12 protein-coding genes are annotated in these 16,194 nt (G+C 63.8%); 11 read left to right on the top strand and 1 reads right to left on the bottom strand.

Annotated elements, in window-relative coordinates; all coding sequences use genetic code 11:
* Positions 1 to 194 precede the first annotated feature (194 nt).
* The 9 genes from HOP53_RS08330 to HOP53_RS08290 all read left to right on the top strand — a co-directional run bounded on the left by HOP53_RS08330 (position 195) and on the right by HOP53_RS08290 (position 9,893).
* Complete coding sequence (locus HOP53_RS08330; protein ID WP_234269582.1) at positions 195 to 965, top strand: SDR family NAD(P)-dependent oxidoreductase; 771 nt, start codon at positions 195 to 197, stop codon at positions 963 to 965.
* Positions 965 to 2,494, top strand: coding sequence for a sugar ABC transporter ATP-binding protein (locus HOP53_RS08325; RefSeq protein ID WP_234269581.1), 1,530 nt, complete (start codon positions 965 to 967; stop codon positions 2,492 to 2,494). Before HOP53_RS08330 ends, HOP53_RS08325 begins: the two co-directional genes overlap by 1 nt.
* Entirely contained in the window at positions 2,475 to 3,488 is a 1,014-nt protein-coding gene (locus tag HOP53_RS08320; protein ID WP_234269580.1) for an ABC transporter permease, read from the top strand. Before HOP53_RS08325 ends, HOP53_RS08320 begins: the two co-directional genes overlap by 20 nt.
* A gap of 52 nt (positions 3,489 to 3,540) precedes the next feature.
* Positions 3,541 to 4,491 (top strand): ABC transporter substrate-binding protein, encoded by a 951-nt coding sequence (locus HOP53_RS08315; protein ID WP_103970294.1) that lies wholly within the window; start codon positions 3,541 to 3,543, stop codon positions 4,489 to 4,491.
* Positions 4,492 to 4,554: 63 nt separating this feature from the next.
* On the top strand, positions 4,555 to 5,610 hold the full coding sequence (locus HOP53_RS08310; protein ID WP_234269579.1) for a sugar phosphate isomerase/epimerase family protein: 1,056 nt from the start codon (positions 4,555 to 4,557) through the stop codon (positions 5,608 to 5,610).
* 11 nt (positions 5,611 to 5,621) lie between these two features.
* On the top strand, positions 5,622 to 6,785 hold the full coding sequence (locus HOP53_RS08305; RefSeq protein ID WP_234269578.1) for a Gfo/Idh/MocA family protein: 1,164 nt from the start codon (positions 5,622 to 5,624) through the stop codon (positions 6,783 to 6,785).
* Positions 6,778 to 7,671, top strand: coding sequence for an aldose 1-epimerase (locus HOP53_RS08300; protein ID WP_234269577.1), 894 nt, complete (start codon positions 6,778 to 6,780; stop codon positions 7,669 to 7,671). Before HOP53_RS08305 ends, HOP53_RS08300 begins: the two co-directional genes overlap by 8 nt.
* Positions 7,672 to 7,746: 75 nt before the next feature.
* Positions 7,747 to 8,634, top strand: coding sequence for an SMP-30/gluconolactonase/LRE family protein (locus HOP53_RS08295; protein ID WP_234269576.1), 888 nt, complete (start codon positions 7,747 to 7,749; stop codon positions 8,632 to 8,634).
* Positions 8,635 to 8,771: 137 nt separating this feature from the next.
* Positions 8,772 to 9,893, top strand: coding sequence for an alkene reductase (locus tag HOP53_RS08290; protein WP_234269575.1), 1,122 nt, complete (start codon positions 8,772 to 8,774; stop codon positions 9,891 to 9,893).
* A 21-nt stretch (positions 9,894 to 9,914) separates the two neighbouring features.
* On the opposite strand, the gene argE is transcribed toward HOP53_RS08290, so the two are convergent.
* Positions 9,915 to 11,066 carry an acetylornithine deacetylase gene (gene argE, locus HOP53_RS08285; protein WP_234269574.1) on the bottom strand — a complete coding sequence of 384 codons (1,152 nt, stop codon included), beginning with the start codon at positions 11,064 to 11,066 and terminating at the stop codon, positions 9,915 to 9,917.
* Between the two features lie 235 nt (positions 11,067 to 11,301).
* Between argE and katG the strand changes: the two genes are divergently transcribed.
* Entirely contained in the window at positions 11,302 to 13,527 is a 2,226-nt protein-coding gene (gene katG / locus HOP53_RS08280) for a catalase/peroxidase HPI (protein WP_267955223.1), read from the top strand.
* A 127-nt stretch (positions 13,528 to 13,654) separates the two neighbouring features.
* Positions 13,655 to 16,159, top strand: coding sequence for an EAL domain-containing protein (locus tag HOP53_RS08275; RefSeq protein WP_234269573.1), 2,505 nt, complete (start codon positions 13,655 to 13,657; stop codon positions 16,157 to 16,159).
* Positions 16,160 to 16,194: the final 35 nt, after the last annotated feature.

Raw genomic sequence — 16,194 nt, 5'->3', positions numbered from 1 at the left:
CACGAATTAGTATTGATATTAAACTAATGGTTTTTCGTCTCCCTTTCCAGGCAAGCGTTTCTTGCGTTGTGTTTAACTTATAATTCGCTGATTGAAATTGAAAAAATGAATAGTTAGACCAAAGTCGTATTGTTGGCTCTTGGAACGGTGACCATTCTCAAGTTAGTAAAAACAAAATACTAAGTGGGGCGAGCATGAGCAACCGCGCGGCACGATACCCAAGCCTCGAGCAGCAGGTGGTCTTCATTACTGGTGGCGGCAGCGGCATCGGCGCTGCGATGACCCGGGCCTTTCACCGCCAGGGGGCCAGAGTCGCCTTCGTCGATATCGACGATGCCGCCAGCCATGCGCTGGTGGAGGAGCTGCAGGCAACGACCGGCCGAGCTCCGCATTACCACCGCTGCGATATCCGTGACGTGGCGGCGCTGCAGGCAACGATTGCCACCGTGGGCCGCGAATTGGGCCCCATTCATACCCTGGTCAACAACGCCGCCAATGACGATCGCCATGATTGGCAGGATATCGACGTGGCCTATTGGGACGACCGTATGGCGCTCAATCTGCGTCCGATGTTCTTTGCCGCCCAGGCGGCGGCACATCAGATGATCGAAGCCGGCGGCGGGGCGATCATCAACTTCGGCTCCATCAGCGTCAAGACGGCCATTCCCCGGCTGGCGGCCTACGTCACGGCCAAGGCGGCGGTGCATGGGCTGACGCGCAGCCTGGCGCGGGACCTGGGCGAGCGCAATATCCGCGTCAACACCGTGGTCCCGGGATGCATCATGACCCAGCGTCAGCTCGACAAGTGGATCGGTCCCGATGACGAGGCGCGCATCCGTGAGCATCAGTGCCTCAAGGTTCGCCTGTTGCCCGATCATGTGGCCCCCATGGTCCTTTTCCTGGCGGCGGACGACGGTGCCCAGCTGACCGGCCATGAGTTCACCGTCGATGCGGGGTGGGGCTGATGCACACACGGAATCATCCGCTGCTGTCGGCTCGCCGGATCTGCCGCTCGTTTGGCCAGAACCAGGTGCTGTTCGACATCGATCTCGAGCTGGTGCCGGGCGAGGTCCATGCGCTGCTGGGTGAGAATGGCGCAGGCAAGTCGACGCTGGTGCGCATTCTTGCGGGCTATCTGAGTCCCAGCGAAGGTGAGATCCGCCTCGAGGGCGAACTGCGCCGCTACCGCAGCAGCGGCGATGCCGAAGCCGATGGCGTGGTGATGATTCACCAGGAGCTGGCCTTGGCCGAGCAGCTGACCGTGGAGGAGAACGTCTTTCTGGGTCGCGAGATTCGACGCGGCCCCTTCCTCGACCATCGGGCCATGCGCGAGCGCTGCCGTGCGGCGCTGGCCGAGCTCGAAACCCGGGTCGACCCGCGTACCAGGGTCAAGAACCTCAGCACGTCCGATCAGCAGATGGTGGAAATCGCCAAGGCGATCACGCGCGACGTGCGCGTGCTGATCATGGACGAGCCCACGGCGGCCCTCACCGAGCATGAAGTTGAGGTGCTGTTCGCCCTGATCGCAAGGCTGCGCGAGCGCGGCGTGGCGATCCTCTACATCTCTCACAAGCTGCGCGAGATCGAGCGGATCGCTGACAGGGTCACGGTGCTGCGCGACGGCCGGCTGATCGACAGTGCACCGATGGCCGGGCGCAGCAAGGAGGAGTTGGCACGGCTGATGGTGGGTCGCGAGATCAGCGACATGTACCCCGAGCGTACCGCGCTGGCGAGCGACGCGGAGGTGGTGCTGGAGGCCCGCGACATCGTCGTCCCCGGTGCCGTGAAACAGGCGAGCTTCACCCTGCGCCGCGGTGAGGTGCTGGGCTTCGGTGGAGTGGTGGGGGCCGGGCGCACGGCACTGATCGAAGCGGTGCTGGGACTGCGTGCCCGCAGTGGCGGTGAGGTGTTGCGCAACGGCCAACCGGTGGCACTGCGCCACCTGCGCGATGCGGTGCGCCAGCGCATCGCCTATCTCACCGAAGACCGCAAGGGCAAGGGCCTGGTGCTCAACATGGGGCTGCGCCCCAATCTCACCCTACTCAACCTGCGCGCCTACTGCCGCCCGCTGATCGACCGTCGCCGCGAGGAGCAGGCCTTCAAGGAGGCCGTCGAGCGCTTCGACATTCGCTTGCGCACCCAGGCGGCGACTGCCGCCGAGCTCTCCGGTGGCAATCAGCAGAAGCTGCTGCTGGCCAAGGTCATGTCCATCGATCCCGAGATCGTCGTCATCAACGAGCCGACCCGTGGCATCGATGTTGGCACCAAGCACCAGATCTATCACTTCGTGCGGGAGCTTACCGAGGCCGGACGCTCGGTGATTCTGGTCTCCTCGGAGATGGCCGAGCTGATCGGCCTATCGCACCGGGTGGCGGTGATGTGCGCCGGGGTACTGACAGGCGTGCTTGAGGGCGAGCAGATCAACGAACAAGAAATCATGCAGTACGCATCCGGTATCAAGGGGGTGGAAGTCGATGAACAACGCCGTGCCTGACAACAAATCGCTCACGCAGAGCAGGGTCTCCGTCGACCTCAAGACATGGGGGCCTTTCATCGCCTTGATGGCCCTGGCGGTGCTGGGCGTGTTGATCAATCCTGCCTTCCTGGGGCTGGACAACCTCTCCAACATGCTCACCCGCAGCGCCTTCATCGGGATCATCGCCATCGGCGCCACCTTCGTGATCACTGCCGGTGGGCTGGACCTCTCGGTGGGCTCGATGGCGGCATTCATCGCCGGGGTGATGATCATCCTCATGAACAGCCTGGTCGATCAGTTCGGCCCGGGTCTCACCACCATATTGCTGGGCATCGGCGCCTCGTTGCTGCTGGGTCTATGTGCCGGTTTCATCAACGGCATGGTGACCACCAAAGGCAAGATCGAGGCCTTCATCGTCACCCTCGGCACCATGGGCATCTATCGCTCGCTGGTGACCTACCTGGCCGATGGCGGAACCCTGTCGTTGGACTGGGGGGTGCGTGACATCTATCGGCCGGTCTACTACGGCCATCTGATGGGCATTCCGATTCCGGTGTTGGTGTTCCTGATGGTGGCAGTGGCCGGCTACATTCTGCTCAACCATACCCGCTTCGGCCGCTACTGCTTTGCCATCGGTTCCAACGAGAAGGTGGCCGAATACAGCGCCATCCATGTCGATCGCATCAAGACCATGACCTACATGCTGCAGGGCGTATGCGTGGCGCTGGCGACCATCATCTACGTGCCGCGGCTGGGCTCTGCCTCTGGCGCCACCGGGGTGCTGTGGGAACTCGAGGCGATCGCGGCGGTGATCATCGGCGGCACCGTGCTCAAGGGCGGGCACGGCCGCATCTGGGGCACGGTAGTGGGAGCGATCATGCTGACCATGATCGGCAACATTCTCAATCTGACCGATGCCATCTCCAACTATCTCAACGGTACGGTGCAGGGAATCATCATCATCGTCGCGGTGTACCTGCAGCGCGCATCGTGGAGGAAGTCGGCGCCATGAGGCGCTCTTGTAGCAGCACGATAACAAGCACAAACAGCTAAGGAGCATCAGCATGCCAACCAAGAGGACCCTAGCAGCCTTCGCTGCCGCTGCAGCGTTGGGACTGCCCACTTTCGCCGCCGCTCAGGAGTATACGATCGGCGTCTCCATTCCTGCCGCCACCCATGGCTGGACCGGCGGGGTCAACTTCCATGCTCAACAGGCGAAAGAGCGCCTCGAGTCGCTCTATCCCGAGATTTCCATCACCATCACCACGGCGAGCGATCCGGGTGGCCAGGCCAACGATCTCGAGGACCTGGTCTCACAGCGCAACATCGATGCGCTGGTGGTGCTGCCCTTCGAATCGGGCCCGCTGACCGACCCGGTGCGGCGGGTCAAGGATGCCGGCGTGTTCGTTACCGTGGTCGACCGCGGCCTCGAGCAGGAGGGTATCGAGGATCTCTACGTCGCCGGTAACAACCACGAGCTGGGACGTGTCTCCGGTGAGTACATTCGTGAGCAACTCGATGGCCAGGGCGACATCGTGGTGCTGCGCGGGATCCCCACGGTGATCGACGACGAGCGCGTGCAGGGCTTCCAGGAGGCCATCGAGGGCTCCGAGATCAACATCCTCGACATGCAGCACGCCAACTGGAACCGTGACGACGGCTTCGAAGTGATGCAGGATTTCCTGGCGCGTTTCGATCGCATCGATGCGGTGTGGGCCCAGGACGACGATATTGCCATCGGGGTGATCGAAGCGGTACGTCAGGCCGGGCGCGAAGACGAGCTCTTCATCGTCGGCGGCGCTGGAATGAAGGACATCATCAGGCGAGTCATGGAAGGCGATCGGCTCGTGCCGGTCGACGTGCTCTATCCGCCGGCGATGATCGCCACCGCCATGGACCTGACGGTGCAGCATTTCGTCTCCAATGGTCCGGTGGTCGGTCAGTACATTCTCGGCTCCCCGCTGATCACTCAGGAGAATGCCGAGCAATACTACTTCCCCGATTCACCGTTCTGATCGATCCGAGCGGGCGCTCGGCGCCCGCTCGGTTCACCTGTCGATCATCATCGGAGAGCCATCATGAACACAATCAAAGGACCGGCGATCTTCCTTGCTCAGTTCGCCGGAGACGACGCACCCTTCAATAGCCTGGACAGCATCGCCGCCTGGGCGGCGAACCTGGGCTACAAGGGAGTTCAGCTTCCCAGCTGGGATGCGCGTCTGATCGATCTGAAACGTGCCGCCGAGAGCCAGACCTACTGCGACGAGATCAAGGGCACCCTGGCCGAGCACGGTTTGGCACTGACCGAACTCTCCACCCACCTGCAGGGCCAACTGGTTGCCGTACATCCGGCCTATGACGAGATGTTCGACGGTTTTGCCGCGCCTGAAGTGAGGGGAAATCCACGGGCGCGCCAGGCCTGGGCGGTGGAGCAGCTGCATTTTGCCGCACGCGCTTCACGCAACCTGGGGCTGACCGATCACGGCACCTTTTCCGGCGCCTTGGCCTGGCCCTATGTCTACCCGTGGCCACAGCGTCCGGCCGGCCTGATCGATACCGCCTTCGACGAGCTGGCCAGGCGTTGGCGGCCCATTCTCGATGCATTCGACGAAGTCGGGGTCAATCTCTGTTACGAGATCCACCCCGGCGAGGATCTGCATGACGGCATCACCTTCGAGATGTTTCTGGAGCGGGTTGGCCATCATCCACGCTGTCATATTCTCTATGATCCCAGCCACTTCGTTCTGCAGCAGCTCGATTACCGCGGGTTCCTGGACGTCTACCGCGAGCACATCCAGATGTTCCATGTGAAAGACGCCGAATTCACCCCCAGCCCGAGGCAGGGTGTCTACTCCGGCTACCAGAGCTGGGTCGAGCGCGCCGGCCGTTTTCGCTCGCTGGGCGACGGCCAGGTGGACTTCAAGCACATCTTTTCCTGGATGGCGGCCAACGACTATCACGGCTGGGCAGTGCTCGAGTGGGAGTGCTGCCTCAAGCATCCCGAGGCTGGGGCGCGGGAAGGTGCAGCCTTCATTCGCGACCATATCATCGAAGTCACCGAGCGTGCCTTCGACGACTTCGCCGATGGCGGTGCCGATGAGGCGGCCAACCGTCGCCTGCTGGGTCTCGACTGAGGGAAAACGACATGAGCCAACAACACGACACTCCTCGCCGGCTGCGCCTGGGCATGGTCGGCGGCGGGCAGGGCGCTTTCATCGGCGGCGTGCACCGTATTGCCGCCAGGCTCGACGACCACTATGAGCTGGTTGCCGGCGCTTTCGCCTCCGACCCCGAGCGTAGTCGCGCGGCTGCCACCGAGCTGCATGTGGCCGAAGAGCGTGCCTATCCCGACTACCGCACCATGGCCGAGGCCGAGCGCCTGCGCCAGGACGGTATCGACGTGGTCGCCATCGTCACCCCCAACCATTTGCACTTCGACGTGGCGCGTACCTTTCTCGAGGCTGGCATCCATGTGATCTGCGACAAGCCGATGACCACCAACCTGGAGGATGCCCAGTCACTGGCTGAATTGGTCGAGCACAGCGGGCTGTTTTTCGGCTTGACCCACAACTACTCCGGCCATCCCCTGGTGCGCCAGGCCCGCGACATGGTCGCCGCCGGTGAGCTGGGCGAACTCAGGGTGGTGCAGGTCGAATACCCCCAGGATTGGCTCTCCACCCGCCTGGAGGAGAGCGGCGTCAAGCAGGCTGAGTGGCGCACCGACCCACAGCGCAGCGGACCTGCCGGCTGTCTGGGCGACATCGGCACCCATGCCTATCACCTGGCACGCTTCGTCACCGGGCTCGAGCTGGAGTCGCTGGCGGCGGACCTGCACACCTTCGTCGAGGGTCGTGCCCTCGACGACAACGTGCACATGATGCTGCGCTTCAAGGGCGGTGCGCGGGGCATGCTGTGGTCGAGCCAGGTATCGCCGGGCAACGAGAACGGCCTGCGGCTGCGGGTCTACGGTAGCCGTGGCGGCCTCGAGTGGAGTCAGGAGGAGCCCAATCGGCTGCTGCATTCGCCGCTGGGCGAGCCGTCACGCATTCTGACGCGCAACGGTCCTGGCTTGGGGGAAGCGGCCCTGGCCGCGGCGCGCATACCGCCGGGGCATCCGGAGGGTTATCTCGAGGCCTTCGCCCAGCTGTATGGTGATTTTGCCGAGCAGATCCGGGCCCGCCAGGCCGGCCGTTCGGCAGACGCCTTGACCCTGGGCACGCCGGGGGTGAGCGATGGTGTCGATGGCCTGAGATTCATCACGCGTGCGCTGGAGTCTTCCGCGTCAGGGGGCGTGTGGGTGAATGCATGAGACGCTGACCCTCGATAATGGCCGGCTACGTGTGGTGGTGGCGCCCGCTGTCGGCGCCAGTGTAGTGCGCTTCGATGCCCTGACGCCGGCGGGGCCTGTGGCGTTGATGCGTCCCGGTGGTGCGGGCGAGAGTGATCCCAATCGGCTCGCCATGTATCCGTTGGTGCCGTGGTCGAATCGTATCGCCGAGGAGGGCTTCGAGTGGCGTGGCCGGCACTACCCGCTTGCGGCCAATCTGCCTGGCGAGCCGTTGCCGATTCATGGCGACGGCTGGCAGCGGGCTTGGCAGATAGAGGCGCAGCATGAATCGGAGCTGCGCTTGAGCCTGCGCTCCTGGCAGCAACCCCCTTTCGATTACCGGGCAGAGCTGACGTATCGGCTGGTGGACGATGGGCTTGCGGTGACGCTGGCCGTGACCCACCTGGGTGATACACCGGCGCCTTACGGCGTCGGGCTGCATCCTTGGTTTCCGCGCACAGCCGATGTGTGCCTCGAGGCAGCAGCAGAAGGGGTCTGGGAGGTCGATGCCCAGCAATTGCCCACCACCTGGCGTCGCATCTCGCCCGGCGAAGCGTGGGATTTCGCGCACGGAAATGCGCTTCCCGAACGCAAGATCGACAACCTGTTCACCGGCTGGAGCGGCCAGGCCACGCTGTGTTGGCCCCGGCGTGGCGTGGCGTTGTCGGTGACAAGCAGTGCCTCGCGCTATCTGGTCTTCTCACCCGATGCGCAAGCGGACTTCTTCTGCTTCGAGCCGGTCTCTCATTGCGTTGATGCCCACCACTACGACGATCCGTCTGGCCATGGGTTGGTGGTGCTGGCAAGCGGAGAGAGCCACGAGCTGCACTGTCGCTTTCGGTATTCGACCATCCCCGGCCTGCTCTGAAGCGGCAGGCCGAGGCCAATTGCGTGGCTGCCATGATGGCAAGGTTGCGTCCCTGAACGCGAACGGAGACGAGCGATGCAAGACGGTGTGATCGAAGTGGCGGTGAAGCTCGACATGAGCCTGGGCGAGAGCCCGGTGTGGTCGGTTGAGCGCCAGACGCTGTATTGGGCCGATATCAACAACGGCCACGTCTATGCCTGGCGCCCGCAGCAGGATGGGGCGCCGACGCGTACCGAGCTGGGCGAGAAGGTGGGCTGCGTGGCGCTCGCCGAGACAGGGCTGGTGGCCGCTGCGGCCTCGGGCATCCTGCGCCTGCCCGAAAACGGCGAGCCCGAGCGGCTGGCCGACAATCCGGAGTGGGGCCAGGAAGGGCAGGGCAACCGCTTCAACGACGGTCGCTGCGACGCCGCCGGGCGCCTGTGGGTGGGCACCATCGATGCCGACGAATCGAGCCCCAGCGCGGCGCTCTACTGTCTCGACGAGGGTGAGCTGACGCCGCGGCTGACGGGCCTGGGTATCTCCAACGGCCTGGCCTTCAGCCCCGACCGGCGCTGGCTCTACCACACCGACTCGCTGAGCCGGCGCATCCTGCGCTACCCCTTCGACGTCGAAAGCGGCACCTTGGGCGAGGGCGAGACCTGGGTCGACCTGGAAAGGCTGGGCCTGCCCGGCGTGCCCGACGGCGCAGCGGTGGACAGCGAGGGCTGCTACTGGAGCGCGCTCTACGACGGCGGGCGCATCGTGCGTTTTTCGCCCGAGGGCGAGCTGGTGGCGGAGCACCCGGTGCCGTGCCCGCACCCGACCATGGTGGCCTTCGGCGGGGCCGATCTGCGCACGCTCTACATCACCACCGCGACCCAGCATCTGGACGCCGAGGGCAAGGCGCGCTGGCCGCATGCCGGCAGCCTGCTGCAGATGAGAACCGGCGTGGCGGGGCTTGCCGAGCCCGGCTTCAAGGGGTAGTCCCTCACCGGCTGCGATAACTTCGCGTGCGAGTGGTCGGCGCTTTGTTGCAATTTGTGTCAGCGGGGTTGGAGAAGATCGTTAGCGTCCTCATAAAGGCAGGGAAGGTCAATTTCGTTCGCCAAAGGAGTCGGCAAATGTCGCAAACCACGCTATTCACCCCGCTTCAGCTGGGTGGCCTGAATCTCCCCAATCGCGTGATCATGGCTCCGCTGACCCGTTCGCGCACCCCGGACAGCGTGCCCGGTAAGTTGCAGCAGATCTACTACGGCCAGCGTGCCGGTTCGGGGCTGATCATCAGCGAGGCCACCAATATTTCCCCCACCGCTCGCGGCTACGTCTATACGCCGGGCATCTGGACCGACGAGCAGGAGGCCGGCTGGAAGGGCGTGGTCGAGGCCGTGCATGCTAAGGGTGGACGCATCGCGCTGCAGCTGTGGCATGTGGGGCGTGTGTCCCACGAAATGGTGCAGCCGGACGGCCAGCCGCCCGTGGCGCCCAGCGCCCTAAAGGGAGAAGGCGCCGAGTGCTTCGTCGAGTTCGAGGACGGCAGCGCAGGCCCCCACCCCACCAGCACGCCGCGGGCGCTGGAGACCGACGAGATCCCCGGCATCGTCGAGGACTACCGCCAGGCCGCCGTGCGTGCCAAGCGCGCCGGGTTCGACATGGTCGAAGTGCATGCTGCCAACGCCTACCTGCTGAACCAGTTCCTGGCGACCGGTACCAATCGGCGTACCGATCAGTACGGTGGTTCCCTCGAAAACCGAGCGCGTTTCCCGCTGGAGGTGATCGATGCGGTTGCCGAAGTGTTCGGCCCTGCACGCGTCGGCGTTCGCCTCACCCCGTTCATCGAGTTGTTCGGCCTTACCGACGATGAGCCAGAGGAGATGGCCTACTACCTGGCTGAGCAGTTCTCCAAGCGTGGTCTGGCCTACGTCCACCTCAACGAGCCCAACTGGGCCGGTGGCAGTATTACCTTCCCCGAGGGCTTCCGTCAGGGGATGCGTCAGCGCTTCCGCGGTGCGTTGATCTACTGCGGCAACTACGATGGCGAGCGTGCACGCCGGCGCCTGGAAGACGGTACTGCCGACGCCGTGGCCTTCGGCCGCCCCTTCCTCGCCAACCCCGACCTGCCCGAGCGGCTGCGTGTGGGTGCCAAGCTCAATGAGCCCGATTCGAGTACCTTCTACGGCGGTGCCGAAAAGGGCTACACCGACTATCCCTTCCTGAATAACGGCCACGACCGCCTGGGCGAATGAGCATAGGCGGTGGCTCTGGCGCTACTGGCCTAGCCGCCGCCCCAGTGCCTGCATAAAGCGAGTGCCTGCCGCGAGCTGTTCGATCTCGATGTACTCGTCGGGCTGGTGCGCCTGGCGAATGCTGCCGGGGCCGCAGATCACCGTGGGCAGCCCCACGCGCTGGAACTGCCCGGCTTCGGTGGCGTAAGCCACCGCGCCGCTGGGCTGCTCGCCGAGCAGCTCGCGGCACAGGTCGAGCACCTCGGCATTGTTGTCATCGGCCAGCGCCGGCACCGTGAGATTGAGCGCCTCGGTGACGATGCTCGCCTCGGGGGCACGGCGCTGCATCTCGTCCTCGAGTTCGGCGGCATAGGCATTCACCCGCTCGAACAGCTCCTCGAAGCGGTCGCTGGGCAGGTGGCGAATCTCCCACTCGAAGGTGCACTCCCGCGCCATGATGTTGATCGCGGTGCCACCGGCGATCTTGCCCACGTGCAGGCTGGAGTGGGCGACGTTGAAGGCCTCGTCGACGCGTTCCTCGGCGCGCAGTTCGGCCATGACATCTTCGATCTTCGTCACCAGCCGTGCGGCCACGTGGATCGCCGACACGCCCTGGTCGATCTGGCTGGAGTGCGAGGCGCGACCGGTCACGGTGGTGCGCAGGTTGGTGGCGCCCTTGTGAGCCACCACCGGTTGCATCAGGGTCGGCTCGCCGACGATCACCGCCGCAGGGCGCGGGTGGTCGGCCATCAGCCGCTCGATCATGCGCGGCGCGCCGATGCAGCCCACTTCCTCGTCGTAGGAAAGCGCCAGGTAGATCGGCTTGTCCAGGCCGCGCTTCAGCCACTCGGGCAGCTCGGCCAGGGCGCAGGCAATGAAGCCCTTCATGTCGCAGGTGCCGCGTCCATAGAGCTTGCCGTCGCCCTTGTCGATCAGAGTGAACGGATCGGTGGACCAGGGTTGGCCGTCGACCGGCACCACGTCGGTATGCCCCGAGAGCACCACGCCGCCCTCTACATCAGGCCCGATGCGCGCCAGCAGGTTGGCCTTCCTGCCGTCGTCGCTTTCCACCCGCCAATGCTCGACACCGTGCTCGTCGAGGTAGCCCTCGACGAAGGCAATCAAGTCCAGGTTGGAATCGCGGGAAACGGTGGCAAAGCCTACCAGGCGTTCGAGCATCTCGGCGGCGGTCATGATTCTCTCCTTCGGGGCATTGCCTGAAGCCTATCACGCCTGCATCCATCGCAGCGGATGGTCATCTCAGGATCGGCATGACGAAAGTCTTGTTCAATTGCATTTTGCAGTGTTATTGAAATTGTCTATTGCCGCGTTGTGAAAAAACAAGTCTCTCTCTTTCGGTTCCGCTGATATACCTATTCTTACGAGACAGCCACATTGCACGACAACACGTCACCGTAGGGAGAGCGTCATGGACCAGAAAGTCGACAGCAGCGCAGGCAAGTGTCCCGTCATGCACGGGGCGCGCACCAAGAAGGGCGATACCGGCAACTCCAACCAGGACTGGTGGCCCAACCAGCTCAACCTGAACATTCTTCACCAGCATGCGCCGAAGTCCAATCCGCTGGGCGAGGCATTCGACTACGCCGAGGCATTCAAGTCCCTCGATCTTGCCGCCGTAAAGCAAGACCTCGAAGCGCTGATGACCGACTCCCAGGAGTGGTGGCCGGCGGACTACGGCCATTACGGTCCGCTGTTCATCCGCATGGCCTGGCATAGTGCCGGTAGCTACCGGGTGGGCGACGGCCGCGGTGGCGCCGGTACCGGCACCCAGCGCTTCGCGCCGCTCAACAGTTGGCCCGACAACGGCAACCTGGACAAGGCGCGGCGCCTGCTGTGGCCGATCAAGCGCAAGTACGGCAACAAGCTCTCCTGGGCCGACCTGTACATCCTGGCGGGCAACGTCGCGCTGGAGTCCATGGGCTTCAAGACCTTCGGCTTCGCTGGCGGGCGTGAGGACGTCTACCAGCCGGAAGAGGATATTTACTGGGGCGCCGAGGACGAATGGCTGGCCACCAGCGAACACGCCAAGAGCCGTTACTCAGGTGAACGTGACCTGGAGAACCCGCTGGCCGCGGTGCAGATGGGCCTGATCTACGTCAACCCGGAAGGGCCGGACGGCAACCCCGATCCGCTGGCCTCGGCCAAGGATATCCGCGAAACCTTCGCCCGCATGGCGATGAACGACTATGAGACGGTGGCCCTGACCGCCGGCGGCCACACCTTCGGCAAGGCCCATGGCGCCGGCGACCCGGTCAACGTTGGCCCCGAGCCGGAGGCCGCGCCCATGGAGGAGATGGGCTTTGGCTGGAAGAGCGGCTACAAGAGTGGCAAGGGCCGCGACACCATCACCAGCGGTCTGGAAGGCGCCTGGACGCCGACGCCGACGAAGTGGGACATGAGTTACTTCGACGTGCTGTTCGGCTACGAGTGGGAGCTGACCACGAGCCCGGCGGGCGCCAAGCAGTGGGCTCCGAAGGGGCTTGCCGACAAGGACCACGCGCCGGATGCCGAGGATGCCACTAAGCGTGTGGGCATCATGATGTCCACCGCCGACATGGCCATGCGCGAGGATCCTGAATACCGCAAGATCTCCGAGCACTTCCACAACAACCCGGAGGAGTTCGCCGATGCCTTCGCCCGCGCCTGGTTCAAGCTGACCCATCGCGACATGGGGCCGAAGGCGCGCTACCTCGGCCCGGAAGTGCCTGCCGAAGAGCTGATCTGGCAGGATCCGGTGCCCGCCGTGGACCACGAGCTGGTCGATGCCCAGGACGTCGCCAGCCTCAAGCGCAAGATCCTCGGTTCGGGTCTGAGCGTTGCCGAGCTGGTCTACACCGCCTGGTCGTCGGCTTCCACCTACCGCGGCTCCGACATGCGCGGCGGAGCCAACGGGGCGCGCATTCGCCTGGCGCCGCAGAAGGATTGGGAAGCCAATCAGCCGGAGCAGCTGGCCAAGGTGGTGAAGACACTGGAGAGCATTCAGAACGACTTCAACGCCACCCAATCAGGCAACAAGAAGGTATCGCTTGCCGATCTGATCGTGCTGGGTGGTGCCGCCGCGATCGAGAAGGCGGCCAGGGGTGCCGGCCATGACATCGAGGTGCCGTTCACGCCGGGCCGCACCGACGCCAGCGCCGAGCAGACCGATGCCGACTCCTTCGCGTGGCTGCGCCCCGAGGCCGACGGCTTCCGTAACTACCGCCGCGCTCGCTTCACCGTCTCAGACGAGGAGATGCTGATTGACAAGGCCCAACTGCTGGGACTCAGCGCACCGGAGATGAGCGTACTGGTGGGCGGCCTGCGGGTGCTCGAGGCCAACTACGGTAACTCGCGCCACGGCGTGTTCACCGAGCGCCCCGGGACGTTGACCAATGACTTCTTCGTCAATCTGGTCGACATGGGCACCCAGTGGCAGCCCGCCTCGGTGGATGCCGACGTGTTCGAGGGCCGCGACCGCAAGAGCGGTGAAGTGAAGTGGACCGGTACCCGAGTCGACCTGGTATTCGGCTCCAACTCGCAGCTGCGCGCCATCGCCGAGGTCTACGCCCAGGACGACGCCAAGGAGAAGTTCGTCAGCGACTTCGTCGCCGCCTGGAACAAGGTGATGAACGCGGATCGTTTCGACCTGGCGTGATTGGGTCAAGCGTAGTAAAAAGGCGCCCCGGCAGAGGGGCGCCTTTTTTGGTTGGTAGATAAACATTTTTTCAACGTGAACTCGCTGACACCCTCAAGAAGGCCACCACCATGCCGAAGAAGAGTTCATGACCATACTGCCCAACCTTTTCTTTGATCCGCATGCCCTGGACGCTGTGCAAGGGGAGCATCATCTCCCTCTTGTGCTGGTGTCCTTGGCGATCGCGCTGGCGGCCTCCTATGCCGGCCTGGATCTCATCAAGCTGGTCAGCAAGGCCAAGCACGCTGGGTGGCGCAGGCTTTGGCTGGTCGCTGGGGCCGGCATCATGGGGTTGGGTGTATGGAGCATGCACTTTACCGGTATGCATGCCTATCGGCTTGCCTTCCCCGTGCAGCATGACCCGATCCTGACGCTCTTATCCATCGTGCCCGCCGTGGCGGGGAGTCTGGTGGCCATCTTGCTACTCTCGCGTGAGACCTCAACTCACCGAGGACTGATACTGGCCGGCACCAGCCTGGGGCTGGGGATCGGCACGATGCACTACACCGGCATGGCCGCCATGCGCATGCCGGCTTCGCTCTATCACGAGTTCTGGCTGTTTCTCCTCTCGCTTTTCGTGGCAGTCGGTCTTGGTGTCGCTACCGCTTATGCGTATCGCCTATGCCATCGGGAGTGGGGCATGCGGCGGGCCAAGACCTGCGCCCTGATCAGCGCCTTGTTCGTTTCCCTGGCCATTTGCAGCATGCACTACGTGGCTATGCGCGCTGCCTGGTTCGTCCCTCATCCAGGTGCGGCTTTGCCACCGCCAACAGCGGAATCGCACTGGCTCATTTATCTCATTGGGGGCTGTGTCGTTCTGGTTGCCTTGCTCACCGTGGTGGCAGCGCAGGCACAGCGGCGGCTTCATGTCAGCGAGCAGCACGAGCACATGACACGACGACGGCTCGTCGAGGTCCTGTCCGCACTTCACGACGGCGTTGCGCTACTGGACGATCAGGCGCGCATTCGGCTCAGCAACGCCGCTCTCGAGAAAATGCTTGGCTGGGACATGGCACGGGCTATGGATCAGTCGGCGTGGAAGCTCGTCTTTGCCGCCAACAGCGAGGTATTCAAGGAAACGCTGCTCAGGGAGCTCTCGGAGAAAGGGGAGTGGAGTGGCATGATCGAAGCCCTGCACAGCAATGGAAGGCGCTTCCCAGCCTGGCTCAGCGTCAGCCGAGTGACCTATGCCGATAGCGATGAGCGGGATTATGTTGCGTTGATCTCCGATCGCTCCGCTGAGCAGGAGGCTCAACAACGGATACGCTACCTCGCCTACCATGACACCCTGACCGAGTTACCCAATCGGCGTGCGCTTCAGGAGCGGTTGAATGGGTGTGAACGTCATCCGGATAGCGCAACGGCCTTGTCGCTGCTGGTGTTGTTCGACATCGACCGATTCAAGATCCTCAACGACAGCTTGGGGCAGGATATTGGCGATGAGCTGCTGCGCCAATTGGCGACACGTCTGCGCCATTGGGCTAATGACGATCTTCATGTCGCTCGCCTGGACGGTAACGAATTCGCTCTCCTGGCGCGCTTGAATGCCACCCACAGATCTGCCGCCGGTCGTGAAGCACGCGGGATTACCGAACGTGTGCTGGCGTCGCTCTCAGCCGACTACCTTTTGCACGGCCATACCTACCCCTGCCGATTCAGTGTCGGCATGCTGGTGTTCAATCCTCACGATGGCAATACACCAGCAATGCTGTTCAAGCGTGCCGGTCTGGCGCTCCTCGAGGCCAAGCGGCAGCGCGATGCGGTTCCTCAGCTGTTTCGCCCGGAACTGGAGCAGGAGCGGGAGGCGAGGCTATCGCTCGAGCGTGAGCTGCGACATGCCATCGACAACGGTGAGTTGCGATTGCACCTTCAGCCCCAGGTCAATGCCGACCGGCACGTCATCGGTGCAGAAGCGTTGGTGCGGTGGCAGCATCCTGTTCGGGGTTTCGTCTCGCCAGGGGAGTTCATTCCGCTGGCGGAAGAGAGCGGGTTGATCCTGCCCTTGGGCAGTTGGGTCCTCCAGGAGGGCTGCCGTCTGTTGGGGGAGTGGCGGCACCGTTCCGAATTCAGCGATCTCAAGCTCTCCTTGAACGTCAGCGTGCGCCAGTTCCAGCAGCCTGACTTCGTCGACCAGGTGCTCTCGGCGTTCTATCGACACGCGGTGGCGCCGGGCAGGCTGACCCTCGAGCTCACCGAGTCGCTGCTGCTCAAGGACCCGGAAGGTACTATCGAGAAGATGTCGCTGCTGCGGCGCATCGGCGTCAGCTTCGCACTGGACGACTTCGGCACCGGCTACTCTTCCATGGTTTATCTCAAGGCGCTGCCGCTGGACACCTTGAAGATCGACATTGCCTTCGTCCGTGACCTTAGCCGTGACACCCAATCCACCCCTATTGCCGCCGCCATCGTCGCCCTGGCACAGAGTCTGGAGCTGGGCGTCATCGCCGAGGGCGTCGAGACCGAGATGCAGCGTGACCTGCTTGCCGGGTTGGGATGCCACCAGTACCAGGGCTACCTGTTCGGCCGACCGGTGCCGGTCGAGGAGTTCCAACCTACTCTGGTTGCTCAGAGCGAAGCGCCGCCGGCCGCGTAGTAGTGGCACTGGTTCCTAAGCCGAATTGATGGCAG

This window comes from Billgrantia ethanolica (assembly GCF_021404305.1).
Classification (GTDB): Bacteria; Pseudomonadota; Gammaproteobacteria; order Pseudomonadales; family Halomonadaceae; genus Halomonas; species Halomonas ethanolica.
Note: the sequence above shows the minus strand (reverse complement) of the source record. Positions and strands in the feature narration are given on the sequence as shown.

Coding starts and splice junctions, on each gene's coding strand:
- HOP53_RS08330 (WP_234269582.1), top strand. CDS start 195: ATGAGCAACCGCGCGGCACGATACCCAAGCCTCGAGCAGCAGGTGGTC.
- HOP53_RS08325 (WP_234269581.1), top strand. CDS start 965: ATGCACACACGGAATCATCCGCTGCTGTCGGCTCGCCGGATCTGCCGC.
- HOP53_RS08320 (WP_234269580.1), top strand. CDS start 2,475: ATGAACAACGCCGTGCCTGACAACAAATCGCTCACGCAGAGCAGGGTC.
- HOP53_RS08315 (WP_103970294.1), top strand. CDS start 3,541: ATGCCAACCAAGAGGACCCTAGCAGCCTTCGCTGCCGCTGCAGCGTTG.
- HOP53_RS08310 (WP_234269579.1), top strand. CDS start 4,555: ATGAACACAATCAAAGGACCGGCGATCTTCCTTGCTCAGTTCGCCGGA.
- HOP53_RS08305 (WP_234269578.1), top strand. CDS start 5,622: ATGAGCCAACAACACGACACTCCTCGCCGGCTGCGCCTGGGCATGGTC.
- HOP53_RS08300 (WP_234269577.1), top strand. CDS start 6,778: ATGCATGAGACGCTGACCCTCGATAATGGCCGGCTACGTGTGGTGGTG.
- HOP53_RS08295 (WP_234269576.1), top strand. CDS start 7,747: ATGCAAGACGGTGTGATCGAAGTGGCGGTGAAGCTCGACATGAGCCTG.
- HOP53_RS08290 (WP_234269575.1), top strand. CDS start 8,772: ATGTCGCAAACCACGCTATTCACCCCGCTTCAGCTGGGTGGCCTGAAT.
- argE (WP_234269574.1), bottom strand. CDS start 11,066: ATGACCGCCGCCGAGATGCTCGAACGCCTGGTAGGCTTTGCCACCGTT.
- katG (WP_267955223.1), top strand. CDS start 11,302: ATGGACCAGAAAGTCGACAGCAGCGCAGGCAAGTGTCCCGTCATGCAC.
- HOP53_RS08275 (WP_234269573.1), top strand. CDS start 13,655: ATGACCATACTGCCCAACCTTTTCTTTGATCCGCATGCCCTGGACGCT.